The organism is Nitrospira japonica, assembly GCF_900169565.1.
GTDB classification, from domain to species: Bacteria; Nitrospirota; Nitrospiria; order Nitrospirales; family Nitrospiraceae; genus Nitrospira_C; species Nitrospira_C japonica_A.
Window position 1 is genome coordinate 554,155 of sequence record NZ_LT828648.1, and the last position, 18,354, is coordinate 572,508.

The following is an 18,354-nucleotide window of genomic DNA, read 5'->3' on the forward strand; positions in this document are numbered from 1 at the left end:
GGGGCGCCCGAACGACTGGAGGAAGACTCGATGGACCTACGATGGCAGGATACGGAGGATATCGCGATTCGGCTGGTGGAAGAGCACCCCGACACGGATCCCCTCACCGTCCGCTTCACCGATATGCACGCCTGGATCGTCGCTCTGCCGGACTTCAAAGACGATCCCAAGAAATCGAACGAGAAGATTCTCGAAACGATTCAGATGGCTTGGCACGAAGAATTCAAAGATTCACAGGCCTGAGACGCGTCGGTCCGCCTGCCTCACTGACTTCCTTCCGCCATCTGGTCCAACTTGTAAAAATCCGTCGGATCCAACCGCCGCTGGGCCGCCTGCGTCGGCTCGCTGCCTTTCGTAAATATTTCCACGTTGCCGGGCTGATCCTCCGGGTCGTTGTTCAACAGGCCCGTCGAAGGGTCGACTTTGACGAACGTGATGCCTTCCGGGATGACGAACGGCACCACCGGCACCTGCTTCAGCGCCGTCTTCATGAAATTGATCCAGATCGGCAGCGCCGCATGAGCGCCGGATTCCGTTTCACCCAGGGAACGGCGGTCGTCGAAGCCCACGAAGACGCCTGTAACCAGATTGGGCGTGCCGCCGATGAACCAGGCGTTGATGAAATCGTTGGTCGTGCCGGTCTTTCCCGCCACCGGGCGTCCCAACACCTTGGCCGCCTGCCCGGTCCCCTTCTGCACGACGTCCTCCATCATGTTGGTGATCAGGTAGGACGTTTCCTTTGAAATGACTTCCTGGCTTTCGGGCTCCGCGAGCTCGAGCACCTTCTCCTGATTATCCTTCACGAAGAAGATCGCATAGGGTTCGGCGCGATTGCCTTGATTGAGAAACACCCCGTACGCCGAGGTCAATTCCATCAGACCCACCGAGGAAGATCCAAGGGCCAGAGACAAGTCGGCCGCCAATGGGCTGGAGATCCCGACCTGTTTGGAAAACTCGATGACGTTCTTGACGCCGACTTTCTCCAACAAGCGGACGGTCGCCAGATTGTGCGACTGCGCCAACGCGTCGCGCAGGCTCACCATGCCGTGGAATCTCTTGCCGTAGTTCTCCGGCTTCCACGTCTTCTCCTCTTCCACTTGCTCGTACACGACGGGCGCATCCAGCACCACGGAGGCGGGACTCATGCCCTGATCGAGGGCCGCCGCGTAGATGAGCGGCTTGAAGGCGGACCCGGGCTGCCGGTGCGCCTGCACCGCACGATTGTATTCGCTGCGATTGAAGTCGAATCCCCCGACCATGGCCCGAATGGCGCCCTTGCCGGGCTCCATTGCGACCAGCGCCCCTTCGACAAGCGGAGTTTGCTCCAACTGCACAAGCACGGCGTCCTTTTCGATTTTTTTGACGGCGACCTCGACCACGTCGCCCGGCTTGAGAATCTGCTTCGGATTGGGATTGACGACGAAGTCTTTGGTCACATCCGGCCCCGTCAGCCTCCGCTTGGCCCAGGCCATGTCGTCGAACGCCAACCGGGCCTGGGTGTCTCCGATCTGGACGAAGTAGAAATCCTTGCCGGGTTTGACGACCACGGCCTCCAGATAGTCTCCCGCTTTCAGCGGCTGAGACAATGCGCCCACGGCCGCGGCCGGAGGCGCGGAAGACACATCCACCGTCCGAACGGGCCCGCGCCAGCCCTGCCGCTTGTCGATCTCGCGCAATCCCGCGGCAAAAGCGGCCTCCGCCGCCTGCTGCATCTCGAGATTCAGGGTCGTCATGACCTTGAGTCCGCCCTTGTAGACCATGGCTTCCCCGTACTTTGCGATCAACATCTGGCGGACATACTCGACAAAATACGGCGCAATCTGCTCGCTGCCGGGCCGTCGAAAGTTCAGCTGTTCCGCTGCAGATCTTTCGCGTTCCGCGGAAGTCAGAAATCCGGCCTCTTCCATACGGAACAACACGTGCTCCTGGCGCTTTTTGGCTCGCTCGAAGTTCTTGAACGGAGAAAAATGATTCGGAGACTTGGGAAGACCCGCGAGAAACGCGGCTTCCGCCACCGTCAGCGCGGACAAATCCTTGCCGAAGTACGACTGAGCCGCGGAGGCCACTCCGTAGGCGCCCTGGCCGAAATAGATTTGATTGAGATAGAGTTCGAGGATCTGTTCCTTGGACGACACGAGCTCCATCTTATACGCCACCACGAGTTCCCGTACTTTTCGATCGAACGTCCGTTCGGAGGAGAGAAAGAGCGAACGGGCCAGCTGCTGCGTGATCGTGCTGGCGCCTTCAACTTTTCCCCCGCGGCGCACATTCGTCCAGGCCGCCCGTAGAATGCCGATGTAGTCCAACCCCGGATGTTCGAAAAACCGGACGTCCTCGACCGCGATGACGGCCCGCCGGAGATGCTCCGGGATGGCCGAGAGCGGGGTCAATATCCGGCGTTCGATGAAGAATTGCCCGATCAGCTGGCGGTCGGACGAATACACCTGCGTGACGAGGCTCGGCTGATAGTTCTGCAGCTGATTCAGGTCCGGCAGGTCCTGGGAGTACTGCCAGAGCAAACCTGCAACGGCAAGCACCCCCGCCAACCCCAGCCCAAGTGCACTCAGCAAGGCGATTTGCCACCAGCGCCAAGGGCGCCTCGGCGGAGGGCGACGAGGAGTATCCGAGAGTTGAACTGGCCGATCGATCGTTGACATTGGATTGATGCCCTGTCGGGCTCGGTCATCGGTAGGAATTCGTGGAGTTCACCATACCCCGGGAGGTCCGAAAACTCAAGCAAACCGCCGTCTCGGTTCCGCTTGTTCCCTTGCGTGACCTTCGGGTATACTGCTGTGCGACGCCCGACAGGGGGCGTCTTTTTTTTCGCCGGACGAACAGACAAACTATGTCGCACTCACGCGCCCCTCACGATCGACGAAACGACATCCGCAACATCGCCATCATCGCGCACGTCGATCACGGCAAGACCACGCTCGTCGACGCCCTGCTGCGGCAGACCCGGGTCCACCGCAAGATCGAAGACATGGGCGAACGCATCATGGATTCGATGGACCAGGAGCGGGAGCGCGGCATCACGATACGGGCCAAGAACGCCAGCGTGACCTATCAGGACGTGAAGATCAACATCGTCGATACGCCGGGGCACGCGGATTTCGGCGGCGAGGTGGAACGGACGCTGCGAATGGTCGACGGCGTGCTCATTCTCGTCGATGCGAAGGAAGGGCCGATGCCGCAGACGACGTTCGTCCTGCGCAAGGCGCTGGCGCTCGGCCACAAGGCCATCGTCGTCATCAACAAGATCGATCGCCCGGACGCGGTCATCGACGACGTGGTGAATCGCACGTTCGACCTGTTCGTGCACCTGAACGCCACGGACGAGCAACTCGACTTTCCCATCGTGTACACGTCCGCCATCAAGGGCCTCGCGACGCTCGACGTGAATAAACCGGGTACCGACATTACCCCCTTGCTCGACACGGTGCTCCAGAAGATTCCGGCTCCCGCCGTGCATGCCAAGGCGCCGCTTCAGATTCTGGTCTTGGCCCTGGCCTACGATTCCTACAAAGGAAAGATGGCCGTGGGGAAGATTCAGTCGGGCTCGATCGCGCGACGGCAGCAGGTGGTCGTCGTGGGCAAGGAGGGCGTGCAGTATCCCGGCAGAGTCTCCGATCTTGCGGTGTACTCGGGCCTGGAACGGACGGACATCGAACAGGCCGAAGCGGGCGAAATCGTGGCCATAGCCGGTCTCGACCAGGTCAACATCGGCGACACCATCGCGGACGCGGAACAGCCGGTGGCCCTACCGCGCGTCACCATTGACGAACCGACCGTCCAGATGAGCTTCTCAGTAAACAACAGCCCGTTCGCCGGACGCGAAGGCAAGTTCCTCACCTCGCGCCATTTACGGGAGCGGCTCTTCAAGGAGCTGGAAACCAACGTCTCGCTTCGCGTGCAGGAAACCGACAGCGCCGACCGCTTTCTCGTCGCCGGGCGCGGGGAATTGCATCTCGGGGTCTTGATCGAGCAGATGCGCAGAGAAGGATACGAATTACAGGTCAGCCAACCCGAGGTCATTCTTCACCGCGATGGGGGCAAGGTGACCGAGCCTTACGAAGAGCTGACGATCCAGGTGCCGGAAACTTACCAGGGCGCGGTCATCGAAGAAGTGGGTAAGCGCCGGGGCGAGATGCGCCACATGCGGCTGGTGCATTCCGACGCCGGGCCGAGCGAAATGCATCTCGAATATCACATTCCCACCCGCGGCATCATGGGATTGAAGAACATTCTCCTCGCCAAGACGCGAGGCACGGTGATCATGCATCACGTGTTCAAGTCCTACGAAGCGGCGGACGAACAAGACTTGCTCATTACGCCCCATGGATCGCTCTGCGCCTTCGAAGACGGAGTCAGCACCGCCTACGCCCTGTTCATGACACAGGAACGCGGCGTGATGTTCATCGGCCCCGGTGTCGAGGTGTACCGCGGAATGGTCGTCGGCGAGAACAGCCGTGACGAAGATCTCGACGTCAACGTCTGCAAGGAGAAGCATCTCTCGAATATGCGGGCCTCCGGATCGGACGAGGCCTTGATCCTGACGCCCCCCAGGGAAATGTCGCTGGAGTTCGCCCTGGAGTACATCGGGCAGGATGAATTGGTCGAGGTCACGCCTCAGAACCTTCGTATCCGAAAACGGTTGCTGAACCCCGAAGATCGCCGCAAGGCCCGTAAGGCCGGAAAATGATCCGGCCGGCGGATCGTCACCCCTCACCGGACCTCTCCGCATGAGAATCAAGAAGAAAGGCCCCAAACCTTCTTCAAAGCGCCCCCCGCTCTATTTCGTCGGCTATCGAGGCAGCGTCCCCGGCATCGAAGAACTCAAGACCTGGTACGACCTGGAATATCACGGCCCCCTATCCGTCAAACCCGAAGAGGACGCGCCGGAATCCTGGCGTCTCAGCCATGGGCCCTGGACCGCCCATGTCGTCATCCCCCTTCCGGCCACCCATCAGGCCGGGCTCAAGGACCAACTGGCATGGGAGCATGAATCGATGGGAGTGGTCGCCCCGTCGATCACGTCGCCGCGCGAGATGCCGGATTCGGTCCTCTTCGCCGCCCGGGTGGCCCGCGGGCTGACGCTTCTGACCCAGGGCACCGCTCACGATCCGGCGACCCGACAATACTTGAATCCGTCGGACTGGAAAGATCGCACCCTCGTGGAATTCGTCATCGACGACCATGTCACGATCGCCCAGGACGACGAAGCCAGGCCGGACCATACGTGGTGGTACACGCTGGGACTCGCCAAGTTCGGGATGGACGAACTGGAAACCTTTCGGCCGAAGGGACTTTCCGACCAGCGCTCCAATGAGCTGCTCGCGGAATCCGCCCATGAAATGATTCGGATCGGCGTCTCCCCGAAAGTCGGCACGGCATTTCACCTGCCGATGATCGGACGCACCATTAGGGTCACCAACCATCGCACCGCGGCGCCGACCGGACGCATGCAGAGCTTTCGCGAGATCACGGTCTAAGGCCCTGGAACATAAGCGAGTCACGGCGCCGGCTGGATCGGCTAGGCCTTCAGGGCCGTTGACAAGCTTTCAAAGGGCACGGTACAAAAGCCGAAGGTCGGATAGAGGATCCTTCCCGAAGGCCTCTAAACCAAGAGTCAACTCTCTACAACAACAGAATGCCGGAACGGGCCGGACCGCCGGTCCCGGACAGTGGAGACGCGGGTCAGTCTCTGTGCCGCGTGTCACCGCTGGGCGACGGGGCCACATCACCGGCCGGCAGTTTGACATTCGCAAAGGAGGACTTCTGATGAGCGACGTAGCCCCCGAAATCAAGGTTGGAGATACGGCCCCGGATTTCAACCTCAAGGACCAGGACCAGAAGGACGTGAAGCTCAGCGACTTCCGCGGCAAGAAAAACGTGGTGCTCGCGTTCTATCCGCTGGACTGGAGCCCCGTGTGCCAGGGTGAGAACAAGTGCCTGACGGACGATTTCCCCAAGTTCCAGAACGCGAACGCCGAGTTGTTCGGCGTCAGCTGCGACAGCTTCTTCTCGCACAAGGCTTGGGCCGATTCGATGGACCTCAAGCACCGGCTGCTCTCGGACGTCCATCGCACCACGGCGAAAGCCTACGGTCTGTACTTCGAGCCGTTGAACTGCTCCAAGCGGGCGACGGTGATCGTGGACAAGAACGGCAAGGTCGCCTATGTGAAAGTGCAGGAGATCAAGGTTGCGCGCGAGGACAAGGACATTCTCGCCGAGTTGGCAAAGCTCAGCTAATAGTGGATCCGTCGAGGCGGGGAGCTTGCGCTCCCGCCTCGACCCACCTGTCGGATCACCCATGTCTGGAACAGTTCTCGACGTCAGCGACGAAAACTACAAGGACTTCGTAAACGGCCCCGGCTCGGTGGTCGCGTATGGTCTGGCGACCTGCGAACCTTGCAAGACCTACGATCCGATCCTGGAAGAGATCGCCGCGCGCTTTCCGACCGTCAAAGTCGGCAAGGCCAAAATGCACGTGCCTGGCCGGTGCCGAGAAATCAAGAAAACCCACGTCTTCGAGACCTATCCCACGACTCATTTGTTTGCCAACGGCAAGCTGCTCCTGACTCGCGAAGGAGTCATCGAGCCGGCCGAACTCGCCGCCTTGATCTCGGACCATCTGCTTCCGTCATAAGTCCGGGAAGCTTGGCAGGGTACAAACCCGCCACTTTCTTGACTCAATACCGTCATATAGTAATGTCGAAGCACGGCCTCGTTGCGCCGACATTTCCTCTATGTCATCCAGCGAACATCCACGATACGACGCCCGTGCGCTGCTGAACTCGCAACCGGTCAGCGTGGCGGTCATCAACCCGGCGACCTATCGCGTTGAATTTCAGAATGAGACGGGCCTCAAGACGTTCGGCGATATCGCCGGCAAGGTCTGCTACGAGAAGATTGCCTCGTGCGTCTCCCCTTGTTCCTTTTGCCGCATGTCGGAGGCCCTGGCCACCGACTCGGTCGTCTCCCAGGAAGTGGCCCTGCCGGGCGACAAGCATCTCCTGATCCATTGGTCGAAAGTTGCGGCGGCCGATGGACCCACTCACGTGATCGAGACGATCGTCGACATCACCGAACACAAGCGAACCGAGCATGCCCTGCGCCAGTCGCAGAAGTTGGAGGCCGTGGGACGGCTGGCCGGCGGGATCGCGCATGATTTCAACAACCTCATGATGGTGGTCATCGGGCATGCCCATCGCGTCCTGCAGCAGCTCGGCGGACACCCGGCGCGGCAGGAACTGGAACGGATCAGCCAGGCCGGCATGCGGGCGGCAGCCTTGACGAAGAAGCTCCTGACCTTCAGCCGGCAGCAAGTGTTCGAGCCGAAGGAACTTCCCGTCAACCAAGTGATCCGTGAGATGGAAGATATTCTCCGGCAATTAATCGGGGAACAGATTCAGACCGTCGTCGTTCTCCACCCCCATACGGGGCATGCGCTCGTCGACCCCGTGCAACTCGGGCAGGTGGTCATGAACCTAGTCTTGAACGCCCGCGATGCGATGCCGGACGGAGGCTTGCTCAACATCGAAACCGACAATGCCGAATTGGACGAGGAGTTCGCCCGGCTGCATCCCGGGGCCAGACGGGGCTCCTATGTCAAAATCGTGGTACGGGACGCGGGATGCGGCATGAGCGCCGAGACGATGTCCCGTATTTTCGAGCCGTTCTTCACGACGAAAGGGCCGGACAAAGGGACCGGCCTGGGGTTGGCCACGGCGTACGGCATCGTGAAGCAAAGTCAGGGGTATATCGAGGTCACGAGCGAGCTGGGGCGCGGCTCCCGGTTTTGCGTCTATTTCCCGCGTGTCGGGCAGCCGGTCATGGAGGCCCCGCCGCAGAAAAAAGAGACGCATGCGTCCGCGGCCCAGGAAATGATTCTGGTGGTGGAAGACGAGGAAAGCATCCGAAAACTCGTCGCGGCCATTCTGCAGGATCAGGGATATCACGTGCTGTCGGCCGTCGACGGCATCGAAGCGCTGCAGCGGTTGCAGACGTTGAAAGGTCGCTGCGACCTGATCATCACCGACGTGATCATGCCCAGGATGAAGAGCGCCGCCTTCGTCGAAGGCGTGAAGGCCATGAGGCCGGAAACCAGAGTGCTGTATATGTCCGGTTATGCGGGCGACACGTTGCAGGTCAACGGCGTCGCCGAGGGTGTCCCGTTCCTTCAGAAGCCGTTCCTGCCCAATACGCTCATCGAGAAGGTCCACGAACTCCTGCAAGCCGGCGCGGCGCGCTGAAATTGGCCCGCTCGAACCGGAGGCTTACCCCCGGTTCGTTGACAGGCGCGGCAGCGGTCGTTTACACGGCAACTCCCATCTCGAACGACGTTCCTCACTCTTGTTCGATATCCGCAAGCTACAGGGACCTCAGGAAGTTCAGCAGATGCTGTTTGTCGATCTCGTTGAGCCGATTGAACTGGGCGATCACCTGATTGGCTTCCGACGCGGCATACTGACCGTTGCCGCCACTGGCGTGGGCCTGAATGGCCTCCAGCAGGTCCTTCGTCCGGCCGTCGTGCAGGAAGAAGACGCGTTTGCCGAGCCCCCAGAGCGGTGCCGTACGGAACTCGTCGCCCCGTGCCGCCCCTTGGCTGACGTCGTCGGCCAGCCCGGTGCCCATGTTGTGCAGGACCAAATCGGAGTAGAGATTGGCCTCCTTGTTCCTCAAGGAGGCCACGACTGCTTTTCCGGTGTGCAGCGTCGGCGTATGACAGAACGCGCACCCCGTGTCGCCGAACAGCTTGCGCCCCCGGGTCACCGTGTCCGTATCAGCCGCCGGAGTCGGGGCGGCGAGCAGCCGCATGAAGACGGCGAACTTGACGACGTCGCTCGGGACCTCGATCGGATCGAGCGCCTCATAGTGGGTCGAGCTTTCGGGCGTCGCGTTGAAGTAGCAGGACTTCAATTCCTCCCGCTCGTGGGGAAACAGGTCGTTCGTGATGCCTTGTTCGACGTTGTAGGCCTCTCCCGAGAAGACTTCGAGTGATTTGTTCTGGGCTTTCCAGCCGAATCGCGTGATTGTGCCGTCGTTGCCGCTCGTGTTCGGATGTCCCGTCGTCCGATTCGCACGTCCTACGATACCCAACGATTGTTTCGTGGGACTATTCGCCGCGATGTTGGCGAGAATCGTGTCGTCATCGATCGCCTCGATCAATCCGGACCCAAACAGCGGGGTCGGGATGCGAAAGATGACGTTGCGGGCCGCGACGGCGGTGCGAAAGTCCGGCTGAGGCAGACTGCAGCCCGCCGCGTCGTGGCGGCCGGTGATGGTGAACAGCGCTTGCACGCCTCCGTCGGGAGTGCCGCCGGGTCCCAACTTGAATCGGGCTTCTCGAATCGGCCCGTCGCGCTTGATGAAGGACGGGATTTCGTTCACGGCGCCTTCTTTCTTGGCGACGTCGACTTGAGGGTTCACCGCGGGGCTGCTGCCGCCCACATCGGGATTCGAGTGGCACCCCGCACAACTGTCCAGGTTGAAGCGCGGGCCGAGCCCCGCTTCCGTGTTGGCAATCGTGCCTTGTACGGATTGAACTTCCTGAAATACCGCCCGGGAATTGGAAAACAGCCGCTGCTCCAACGCAGTCAGGCCGGAAAGCATTTGTCCCGAACCGGCCGGCCCGGTTCGCACGCCCGGATCCCGGGCGGTGATCCGCGCGGTTTGAGAATGCCCGTCTTGCAAAAGAAACCCGGCAGAGACGGAAACCATCACGACCGAGATTGCCAGCAACCGCGTCCACTGTGGTGTAGGAGATAGCATAGATCCCTCCATGAAGTTGGGCCGCCCTCCGTCAAGATGGCGCCGGCGAGGACGCAGAGCATAATGCGTACCGTCTCAGCGGAACGCCGGAGAAACTTGTCTATCTGCCTGCAAGATCAATTACTCTCCTCGCGAGCGGGCCTCGCGTTGGACGTGCCGACTCTTGAAGGTTTGTCGGTCCAGACCTACAGAAAGTCAGCGGACAATGTGACGCGAAGACGCACCGTTCGCGTACGTGCCGATGACGCGATGGGCTGGATTATGCCGAGCAACTGAAGGAAAGATCGCGGGAGTGGACGACCTGCAGATGGGCAAGTTTGCCGGATGGAATGCGCGACACGAGGGATGTCCAGATGAATTCGACGAGCGACTGACCGGTCACGGACGTTCGTCCGAAGACGTCGCGGAGATCCCGGCAGTCCAACTTTGCAAGGACGTGCTCCTGCACCAATAGATTCAGCGCCGCGATGTCGACGACCATTCCGGTCTTGGGATCGATGGGCCCTTGAACCGTCACGAAACAATCCCACTGCCGGCCTTGATGGCCTTCCTGCACGGCGGTGAAAGAGTAGCGCCGCGTGACGCCGGCGATATCCAACCCGCCGGCTGCGGTGATTTCCGCAAAGAGATCCTCATCCTCATAGAGCCGGATGGCATGCAGCGTACCGATGTCGGATTGAGGCTCGAGCTTGGTCCACAGCACCCGCGCCAGGTTCTCCGACGTCGGAATCCGGTCGGTGAAGTAGGACATGTCGAGATTGAGATTCTTGTGATCGAACTCCTCGATCATACCCAGCAACACGCGTTTGAGATCGAAGAGGTTGATGACCATCCCGGTCTGGGGGTCCACGCCGCCCGACACGGTGACTTCGAGCATGTAGTTGTGGCCGTGGGCGGGAGGATTGTAGCAGCGCCCGAACACCGCGCGATTCTTGGCCTCGTCCCATTCAGGCCGGAAATACCGGTGTGCGGCCGCGAATTCGATTCGTTTTGTCAAAAGAACGGGGGCCATAGTGTTGAATCGTGAGTTGTTCTGTTCTTAGTCTCACCTGGATCCGACGTAAAATTCAACACCCAACACTACAAACCTTCACGCAAATCCGACAGCCATTCTTCCCGCAGAGTGCCGGGGGCGGGCACGTCCATCCGATATCCGTTGTGGTCGACCGTGAGGCTGACCGTTTGATGCAAGTCCGCAAAGGCGCGCTTCAATTGGTCCGACGGCCGGAACCGCACGAAGTGCACGGCGCTGATCTTGGATTCGTGACTATGACCGCCTTCAAAGATTCCGAACGCCTGCTCCTGTCCGCTCCCGATCGCCACCTTGTCGCCGTGGTCCAACCCCATGAATCGATCGAGCCATTCCTTCATCCTCGCGTCCTCGGTGATTTCGATCAAGAGGGTGGCGCTGAGTTCTCCCGGTAAAGGCAACAGCTCGTTGTAGACGTCCAACTCGTCCTGGACCTTGCGTGGATCGAGAATCCGCTCCACGCGGATCATTTCCTGGATCTGGAATTTGAGCGTCTCACGGTTCTCGAACACCAGCGTGATGATCGGCCCCAGGGCAATTCGCCGACGCCGCTTGAGTTCGATGATACCGGCTCGAAACCGCTCCCGCTGCCGCTCATACTCCTCGATGGAGAGAAGATCTTCTTGGATCAACCGTTTCACTTCGGCAACCCATAGGCGTCACGGACGATCTGGATCGGGTGGAGCGACGCAGTCCCTCCCACATGGGCCGACGCGCCGGCCTGATCCAGCTGCAGCCCCGCCAGAGGACAGTCGGAGGCCACCAGGTCGGAGGGGTTCTTTTCGATGGCGCGCACGGCCTTGGCGGCGATGGTCATGGACAGCGGAAAAAATTCTGTCTTGGCCGACCAGGTCCCGTCATGTCCCGAACACTTTTCGATGACCTCTACCTGCGCGCCGGCACATTCCATCAGGTCCTTGGATTTGAAACCGATGTTCTGGTCCCGCAAATGGCAGGGCACCTGGTAGGCAACCCGTCCCGGTTTCCGCATAAAATCGGTCGCCAACTGGCCGTCCTTTTTCATTTTCATCAGATATTCGCAGACGTCGAACGTCCGCTCGGCCACCCGCTTCGTCTTGTCGTCGGCGACCACTCCCGGATACTCCCGCTTGAGCATGAGGCTGCAGCTGACGGTCGGCACCACCACGTCGTACCCCTGCGCGACCCAGGGATAGAGCGAATCCACATTCGCTCGTGCCGCGACTCCGATCGCCCGGTCGTCACCCAGGTCGAAGCTCGGCATGCCGCAGCAACGCTGCTCCGGCAACACCACTTCCACCCCGTTCTTCTCGAGCACCTGCACCGTCGCCTTGCCCACGTCCGTCGCCTGGTAATTCACCAGGCAGCTCGAAAACAGCGCGACTTTTCTGACCGGATTGCTCCCCTTCATCGGTGTCCCCCGCCGGCCGAACCAGGCGGGAAACGTCTCACGCGAGAAATGTAGCACGCGCCGCTCGCGATGGACGCCGAGCACGAGTTCGAGCAGGCGACGGACCAGTCTGTTTTCCAGGAAGCGGTTCGTCAGGGGAGCCGTCAGACTTCCCAGCCGTCCGATCACGTCGGTCATGATCAAGAGGCGGTCGCGCCAGCGGACGCCTCTCTCGGCCGCCAGCCGCTTCTTCCACAGCACCATCAGCAGGGGAAAGTCGAGATCGTATTGATGCGGCGGCGTGTAGGGGCAATGGTTGAAACAGAGTTTGCAGTAGTAACACTCGTCGACCACCCGGTGGTGATCGGCCGGCGTCAGCTTGGCGACGTCGCCCTCATAGACGTCGATGCGGTCTAGCAACGTGTTGAAGGAGGGACAGAGATTGAAGCAGCGGCGGCAGCCCTCGCATATCTCATAAATTCTGAGCGTTTCCCGGTCCAATTGGACCGGATCGACAGGATTGATGAGGCTGAGGCCTTTCATGGACGCACAGGCGGGTCTCTGGTCAACGCCCCGCCGTCACCGCAGGCCCCTATGGTGGGCACCGCGGTGAACCCGGTGGTTGAATGCCCAGGCACTCGTTCAGCCTTTGAGGCTGTCGAGGCCCTTTTGGAATCGATTCGCGTGCGACCGTTCGGCTTTGGCCAAGGTTTCGAACCATTCGGCCAACTCGGCGAAGCCTTCATCCCGAGCCGTCTTCGCCATGCCGGGATACATCTGCGTGTATTCGTAGGTCTCCCCTTCGATGGCCGACTTCAGATTGGCCTCGGTATTGCCGATGGCCACGCCGGTGGCCGGGTCGCCTACTTCCTTCAAGAAGTCCAGATGCCCGAACGCATGGCCGGTCTCCGCTTCCGACGTGTCGCGAAACAAGCCGCCGACGTCAGGGTAGCCTTCGATATCGGCCCGTCGCGCGAAATACAGATAGCGCCGGTTGGCCTGCGATTCTCCCGCGAATGCATGTTTGAGATTGTCGTGACTCTTGGTCCCCTTCAAACTGTTCCCCATTGCCCAGCCTCCTTATCCGATCGAGGGACGCCTGTCGCGCCCTACCGCCAAATCTACAAATAGATGCTCATGGATGCTCGATGACGACCGCGCATAAGATAACGCAGCCATCCGTGCAGGATCAACGGCTTTTCAGGCCCGCATTTGAAGCCGCGCGATACGACGGTAATTCGTCCTTCATGGCCGCCAATGGGGGGTATTGCCGGTCCTTGGCGGATAAAATCGGATCGCTGATCGGCCAGGAGATCGCCAGCGCCGGATCGTTCCAGAGCACCCCGCGTTCATGCCGTGGCGAATAGTAGTCCGTGCATTTGTACAAGAAGATGGCGGTCTCGCTCGTCACGCAGAAGCCGTGCGCGCACCCGGGTGGCACATAGATCTGCCGCAGGTTCCCATCGGACAATTCGAGGCCGTACCAGCGTCCGAAGGTGGGGGACCCGACGCGGATGTCGACCACCACGTCGTAGACGCTTCCCTCCAGCGCCATGATCAGCTTGCCCTGCGCGTGGGGTTCCTGGAAATGCAGGCCCCGCAACGTCCCCCGTACCGAACGGGAGAGATTGTCCTGAACGAATGACTCGGCGAGTCCGGCGTCCCGATAACGCTGGACCTGATAGGTTTCGGCAAAGAACCCCCGGTGGTCGCGAAGGACCGTCGGCTCGAGCAGCAGCACGCCGGGAATATCGATGGTGGTTACGCGCATGGGAAGGGACCTTTATCGCGTGTTGGATTGGTGTGTGCCGGACTCATTCTGTCGATCTTGCGGCGTCAGCGACGGTCCGCAGCCGGTGGATCTCCCGGGGGATCGACGATGTCCGGACGCTCAGGGTACAATTGGCCGAGCCGCTCGATCAGCGGTTTCGCGGCGGGGGTACTGTCCCGGCTCGGCTCGCTCACCGGATTGTCCCATTCCAGTCTGGTGATTCCGGCCTCCAAGAGGAGCGACCGGATGGTCGTGAGGCAGGCATCGAGCGTTAATTCCGTGCCTTCCCGCAAATCGAGCACCCGTAGCTTCGGGTCCTGCGGCGGAGGGCCGGCATTGATCAGGGTCCAGCAGCGATCGAAGATCGCCCGGCGGACCGGATCCGGCACGTTGATCGTCTGGACGTCGGACGTGCAGAGGGCGGAGACGAACAGTACGAATTGCAGATCCGGCATACCGGGCTGCTGGACATCCAACGACGGCATGGCGTCGGCATTATCGGCGGCACGACGGACGGAGTCAACGCCGCCACCGGGAAGGAGCATGCGAGAGACATGGTGACGATCGAGCTGTTGGGACAGCTGCAGACGGTGGACGGAGAACGGGATGTGGCCGTCGAACTCACCGCGCCCGTCTCGGTGCGGCAAGTGATTCAACGGCAGGGCATACAGCTGCGTCACTTGCTGCAGCTGATCCGGGAGAAGAAGGTCCTGGTGACGATCAACAAAAAGATCGCCAGCGACGACTCGCTGGTTCACGACGGCGACGCCATCCGGCTGGTCGGTCACGACGGATTCGGCGGCAGCGGCCTCGGCCCCACCCATTCCTGAAATCAGTCGAGCGTGCGGGGCCGACGCGTACGTTTTTCGGTACGCGGAGGCCTCAAGCGAGGCGAGAACGCCGCTGGAATGCCTTTTCAACAGCCTGCCAAAAGGAAGGGGCCGGCGCCCTATAGGGAGCCGGCCCCTGTTCTCCTGCCCGAGATCAGGCCAGATGAGATCCGAGCGATCGAGTATTACTTCTTGCCGAGGATGGAATCCTTCGCTACCTTGGCCACGCGGAACTTGACCACGCGCTTGGCCGGAATCTTGATTTCCTCGCCGGTCTGAGGATTGCGGCCGATGCGTGCCTTCCGATTGGCCAGCTTGAGCTTGCCGATGCCGGGAACGGTGAACACGTTCTTCGCCTCGCGATAGGCCAAGGCGGCAAAATCGTCCAGCAACTGAACGGCAGCCTTCTTGGTCAGCCCGGACTTCTGGGCCAGGTGATCGGCGATCTGAGACTTGGTCATTGACTTAGCCATGCGAGCAACCTCCTTAGGACGAAAAGTGGTGGACTGTGAATCGCCTCTCTTGACTTCGCTTGGACTCGAAAAAAGTGTGGCAGACGAATCGTCGTGACACGTTCAAGCGGCGAAAACCTGCGGGAGTCTATCCAAGCGTCCGTTGGCTGTCAACGGAAAAACACGCTCCAGACGTAGGGAAACACCGCCAGCTCCCTCTTGCAGTTTCGAGACCAAGCGTCGTAGAGTACGGCATACGGCACAGAGAAACGGCCGCGATCCCCGACACATTATTGAGGAATTCCGATGGGTAAAGAGCTTCCCATTCTTCCGGCCTCGGCGCAACCGGCACAGGCCGCCTCGACTGAAAAATTCCTCTATTCACGGGTATTTTGTCAGAAAGAAAATTCGCCTCCCCTGCGGCTTCTGCTCGAATTCTTGAAATCGCGGGGACAACTTCCCATCACGCCGCCGGAAGTAGACGAAGCCGCGCTGGACGAATGGGCCTGGGTCCAAGTGTCCCTAGGATACGATAAGGCCAGAAAACCGATTCACGTCTTCTGTTTCAGAGACCGTGGCACCTACAAAGAGGCCTTCGAACAGGACCGCGATCAATTTCTGGAAGTGCTGACCGCTCACGACAACTTGGAAGCCTCGCTGGTGGCGGAGACCCTCAGGCGATCCCGTTTCGTGCTGACCACGCGGATGGATCAGGCGGACATCACGGACGAAGGATACGATTTCAACGGCTGGATTCTTGAGTTCTATCAGGAAAACTGCAACGGAATCGTCGAAGTCGACGACCAGGGATTCTTTTCCCCCAAGGGCGAACTGATCGTCGATCTCGCCCCCATGTCCGAAGAAGAATAGTTCCTCGCCTCGCGTCGGTCCCGAACGCCGTGCCACCAGGCTACCGCATGTCGCCGAAATCCATGCGTGGACAGACGATTCCGAACGATCCTCTACGGGCCACGCATTCAACGCGACTCCAGCGCCAGACCGACGGCTGGTTTCAGCGGGCTGAAGCCGCCCTGCTCGGAGCGGTCCCATGTCGGGCCGGCTGTTCCCATTGTTGTATTGGTCCGTTCCCCATCACAGTGCTCGACGTCCAGGCGCTCCATGAAGGACTCGCGCGGCTCGAACCGCATGACCGCGAAGAGATTCAGCGGAACGCCGCCGAACAAACAGCCGTGCTCGAGCAGGCTGCCCCCTCGTTGAAACAGGCGCCCTTCGTCGATCAATTCGCCGACGCCGAAACCGATCGGTTGGTCACGCTTCTAGAGGATGCTCCCTGCCCTGCCTTGAGTGCCGAAGGCCTCTGTCGTGTCTATGATCATCGGCCGCTGACCTGCCGGTCCATGGGGATTCCCGTCGTAGAACCAACTGGGACGTTCGGCGCCTGCGCCGTTCAGACCTTTGTCCCGATTCGCCGCCTCCCTGCATCCCTTCGGGAAGAGGAAGAAACGCTCGCCGCACAAGAGGCCGTGGCCCTGCACCAGATCCGGCTCTCATCGCCGACGCCGGGAGAAGAAGTGCTCCTGCCTTACGGATTTCTGCCGAGCCTCCACACGATTGCCGGCCGCTCCCGCACCTAGACACCCTTCAAACCGCTATGCTATGGTGGGTTTCTTGTGTCTTGCGGGAGCGCCTGTAGCTCAGCTGGATAGAGCATCAGCCTCCGGAGCTGAGGGCCACAGGTTCAAATCCTGTCAGGCGCACCATCCCTCGCTCGACCGCTTCGAAGTTCTGACGCCACTCGTGGCGACAGCGGGCATCGGCGGCGGCGGGCGAACGCCCGGACACAGTTCGGCGACAATTGAATATCGAATCCGGTGGGGCCGTTAGCTCAGTTGGTAGAGCAGCTGACTCTTAATCAGCGGGCCGTAGGTTCGACCCCTACACGGCCCACCAAATCAATCAACAGCTTAGGTGGGTAAACTCGTCGCCGCTTCGCGAGAAGCGGTGGCTGGTGTTATTACAGTGTTAGCGGCATCCAACACGTTCACCCGATGCACCTCTCCGCTCGGAATCCATCTCGCGTAATACTTCAGCGTGATCGTCGGCTTAGTATGTCCCAATTGGTGGCTGACATAGAGCAATGGGACATTCGACGATAGGAGTAAGGACGCGAAGGTATGTCGGAGATCGTACACTCGGAATCTCGGCAAGCCTGCAGCGTCTAGCACCCGGTGAAACGCTCTCACGACATGGCTCTCATCCAGAAGGCCTCCTGAAAGAGACGGGAAGAGCCAATCCGATGCCTTCCCCCGAGCAATGTCCTCAGCCCGTAGGTGCGTGAGGTAAGACTCCAGCTCGGCCAGTATCCCATCCGACAAATCCACCCATCGTGATTCACCGGTTTTGGTACTCTTGATCTGCCCCTCCAGCGTTGCCGACCGCTCCACTCGTACCCGGCGCCCCACGAAATCGATATCGCCAGGCTGTAATGCTCGTCCCTCACTGGGGCGGAGACCTGTCTTAAGGTACGTGCGGAATAGCATGGTATAGGAACGGGACAGCGATTGGCTTTCCTCCAACTCATCAAGTTTCGTTTCAAATGCTTCTTTCTGCTGCCAGGTCAGCGGATCCACGTCAGGAGCTATTGTTTGCCCTGCGCGACGCTTTCGCCTTTGACCAAGTAGCGGGTTCACGGCGATGACCCCTTCCTCCGCCGCATCGGTCAGCATTGACGAGAGAACAGCCCGAATAATGCGTGTCGTATCAGCCGAGCATCCTGCCTGCTGCTTAACATTCAGCATGGCCCTCACATTGGCCCAGCCAAGTGCAGCGACAGCTTGTCCTCCTAAAGCGGGCTCAATGTACAGTCTCACGATCTGACTGTAACTGGAATGGGTTCTGGCGGCTAAATTCACCTTTGAACTTTTCAACCACCGCTGACAATAGTCCCTGACGGTGATGGGCACAGTTGGGACTTCCGTGCTCATCCCCTGCAGCAACTTCGTCTTGATGATGGCTTCCTGTTTCCGCGCCTCCTCCTTGTTCTTGCATCCAACCTTCCACCGCTTGAGCTTACCTACCGACAAGTTTGGCGCGAGCCTAAGCGTCTTCCCGTCAACGAGGACTGGAAATTCAACATAATAACTATCCTTCCGTTTGGTCAGTCCCAT

Annotated in this window: 19 protein-coding genes and 2 tRNA genes; 11 read left to right on the forward strand and 10 right to left on the reverse strand. The window is 60.2% G+C overall.

Translation table 11 applies throughout. From position 1 onward, the window contains the following. Positions 1-30: 30 nt before the first annotated feature. Positions 31-243 carry a Fe-S cluster assembly protein IscX gene (iscX, locus tag NSJP_RS02615; protein ID WP_080885381.1) on the forward strand — a complete coding sequence of 71 codons (213 nt, stop codon included), beginning with the start codon at positions 31-33 and terminating at the stop codon, positions 241-243. A gap of 20 nt (positions 244-263) precedes the next feature. On the opposite strand, the gene NSJP_RS02620 is transcribed toward iscX, so the two are convergent. Further along, the gene (locus NSJP_RS02620) at positions 264-2,570 is read right to left on the reverse strand and encodes a penicillin-binding protein 1A (RefSeq protein ID WP_172834108.1); all 2,307 of its coding nucleotides are present in this window, start codon (positions 2,568-2,570) and stop codon (positions 264-266) included. Positions 2,571-2,845: 275 nt separating this feature from the next. Here NSJP_RS02620 and typA point away from each other — a divergent pair, with 275 nt between their 5' ends. From typA to NSJP_RS02645, 5 genes are all read left to right on the forward strand, one after another. Next, entirely contained in the window at positions 2,846-4,702 is a 1,857-nt protein-coding gene (gene typA, locus NSJP_RS02625) for a translational GTPase TypA (RefSeq protein ID WP_080885383.1), read from the forward strand. Positions 4,703-4,742: 40 nt separating this feature from the next. Continuing rightward, positions 4,743-5,492 (forward strand): hypothetical protein, encoded by a 750-nt coding sequence (locus tag NSJP_RS02630; RefSeq protein WP_080885384.1) that lies wholly within the window; start codon positions 4,743-4,745, stop codon positions 5,490-5,492. 289 nt (positions 5,493-5,781) lie between these two features. Further along, complete coding sequence (locus NSJP_RS02635) at positions 5,782-6,252, forward strand: redoxin domain-containing protein (RefSeq protein WP_080885385.1); 471 nt, start codon at positions 5,782-5,784, stop codon at positions 6,250-6,252. Positions 6,253-6,313: 61 nt separating this feature from the next. Continuing rightward, entirely contained in the window at positions 6,314-6,649 is a 336-nt protein-coding gene (locus NSJP_RS02640; RefSeq protein ID WP_080885386.1) for a thioredoxin family protein, read from the forward strand. A 100-nt stretch (positions 6,650-6,749) separates the two neighbouring features. After that, positions 6,750-8,255: an ATP-binding protein gene (locus NSJP_RS02645; RefSeq protein WP_080885387.1), complete on the forward strand. Its 1,506-nt coding sequence runs from the start codon at positions 6,750-6,752 to the stop codon at positions 8,253-8,255. A 118-nt stretch (positions 8,256-8,373) separates the two neighbouring features. Here NSJP_RS02645 and NSJP_RS02650 read toward each other — a convergent pair whose 3' ends face one another. The 7 genes from NSJP_RS02650 to NSJP_RS02680 all read right to left on the reverse strand — a co-directional run bounded on the left by NSJP_RS02650 (position 8,374) and on the right by NSJP_RS02680 (position 14,399). Next, positions 8,374-9,774: a di-heme oxidoredictase family protein gene (locus NSJP_RS02650; protein WP_080885388.1), complete on the reverse strand. Its 1,401-nt coding sequence runs from the start codon at positions 9,772-9,774 to the stop codon at positions 8,374-8,376. A gap of 259 nt (positions 9,775-10,033) precedes the next feature. Beyond that, a complete protein-coding gene (locus NSJP_RS02655; RefSeq protein WP_080885389.1) occupies positions 10,034-10,786 on the reverse strand; it encodes a 6-carboxytetrahydropterin synthase in 753 nt (250 codons plus the stop codon). A 68-nt stretch (positions 10,787-10,854) separates the two neighbouring features. Then, positions 10,855-11,445: a DUF3501 family protein gene (locus NSJP_RS02660; RefSeq protein WP_080885390.1), complete on the reverse strand. Its 591-nt coding sequence runs from the start codon at positions 11,443-11,445 to the stop codon at positions 10,855-10,857. Next, positions 11,442-12,716, reverse strand: coding sequence for a heterodisulfide reductase-related iron-sulfur binding cluster (locus NSJP_RS02665; protein WP_080885391.1), 1,275 nt, complete (start codon positions 12,714-12,716; stop codon positions 11,442-11,444). The genes NSJP_RS02660 and NSJP_RS02665 overlap by 4 nt, the downstream gene beginning before the upstream one ends. A gap of 99 nt (positions 12,717-12,815) precedes the next feature. Continuing rightward, positions 12,816-13,241: a rubrerythrin family protein gene (locus NSJP_RS02670; RefSeq protein ID WP_080885392.1), complete on the reverse strand. Its 426-nt coding sequence runs from the start codon at positions 13,239-13,241 to the stop codon at positions 12,816-12,818. A gap of 121 nt (positions 13,242-13,362) precedes the next feature. Beyond that, positions 13,363-13,944, reverse strand: a complete 582-nt coding sequence (rfbC, locus tag NSJP_RS02675; RefSeq protein ID WP_080885393.1) for a dTDP-4-dehydrorhamnose 3,5-epimerase — start codon at positions 13,942-13,944, stop codon at positions 13,363-13,365. Positions 13,945-14,009: 65 nt separating this feature from the next. Then, positions 14,010-14,399: a hypothetical protein gene (locus NSJP_RS02680; RefSeq protein WP_155969807.1), complete on the reverse strand. Its 390-nt coding sequence runs from the start codon at positions 14,397-14,399 to the stop codon at positions 14,010-14,012. Here NSJP_RS02680 and NSJP_RS02685 point away from each other — a divergent pair. Beyond that, complete coding sequence (locus NSJP_RS02685) at positions 14,385-14,774, forward strand: MoaD/ThiS family protein (RefSeq protein ID WP_155969809.1); 390 nt, start codon at positions 14,385-14,387, stop codon at positions 14,772-14,774. The two genes, NSJP_RS02680 and NSJP_RS02685, sit on opposite strands and share 15 nt — an antisense overlap. A gap of 185 nt (positions 14,775-14,959) precedes the next feature. Here NSJP_RS02685 and NSJP_RS02690 read toward each other — a convergent pair whose 3' ends face one another. Further along, a complete protein-coding gene (locus tag NSJP_RS02690; RefSeq protein WP_080885396.1) occupies positions 14,960-15,247 on the reverse strand; it encodes an HU family DNA-binding protein in 288 nt (95 codons plus the stop codon). A 285-nt stretch (positions 15,248-15,532) separates the two neighbouring features. On the opposite strand from NSJP_RS02690, the gene NSJP_RS02695 reads away from it, so the two are divergent. The 4 genes from NSJP_RS02695 to NSJP_RS02710 all read left to right on the forward strand — a co-directional run bounded on the left by NSJP_RS02695 (position 15,533) and on the right by NSJP_RS02710 (position 17,137). After that, positions 15,533-16,096: a hypothetical protein gene (locus tag NSJP_RS02695; RefSeq protein WP_080885397.1), complete on the forward strand. Its 564-nt coding sequence runs from the start codon at positions 15,533-15,535 to the stop codon at positions 16,094-16,096. A 47-nt stretch (positions 16,097-16,143) separates the two neighbouring features. Continuing rightward, the gene (locus NSJP_RS02700) at positions 16,144-16,821 is read left to right on the forward strand and encodes a YkgJ family cysteine cluster protein (RefSeq protein ID WP_080885398.1); all 678 of its coding nucleotides are present in this window, start codon (positions 16,144-16,146) and stop codon (positions 16,819-16,821) included. Positions 16,822-16,870: 49 nt separating this feature from the next. Further along, positions 16,871-16,947 (forward strand) — tRNA-Arg (locus NSJP_RS02705). A gap of 114 nt (positions 16,948-17,061) precedes the next feature. Next, positions 17,062-17,137 (forward strand) — tRNA-Lys (locus NSJP_RS02710). Between the two features lie 14 nt (positions 17,138-17,151). Here the strand turns inward: NSJP_RS02710 and NSJP_RS02715 are convergent. Next, complete coding sequence (locus tag NSJP_RS02715) at positions 17,152-18,354, reverse strand: tyrosine-type recombinase/integrase (protein ID WP_080885399.1); 1,203 nt, start codon at positions 18,352-18,354, stop codon at positions 17,152-17,154.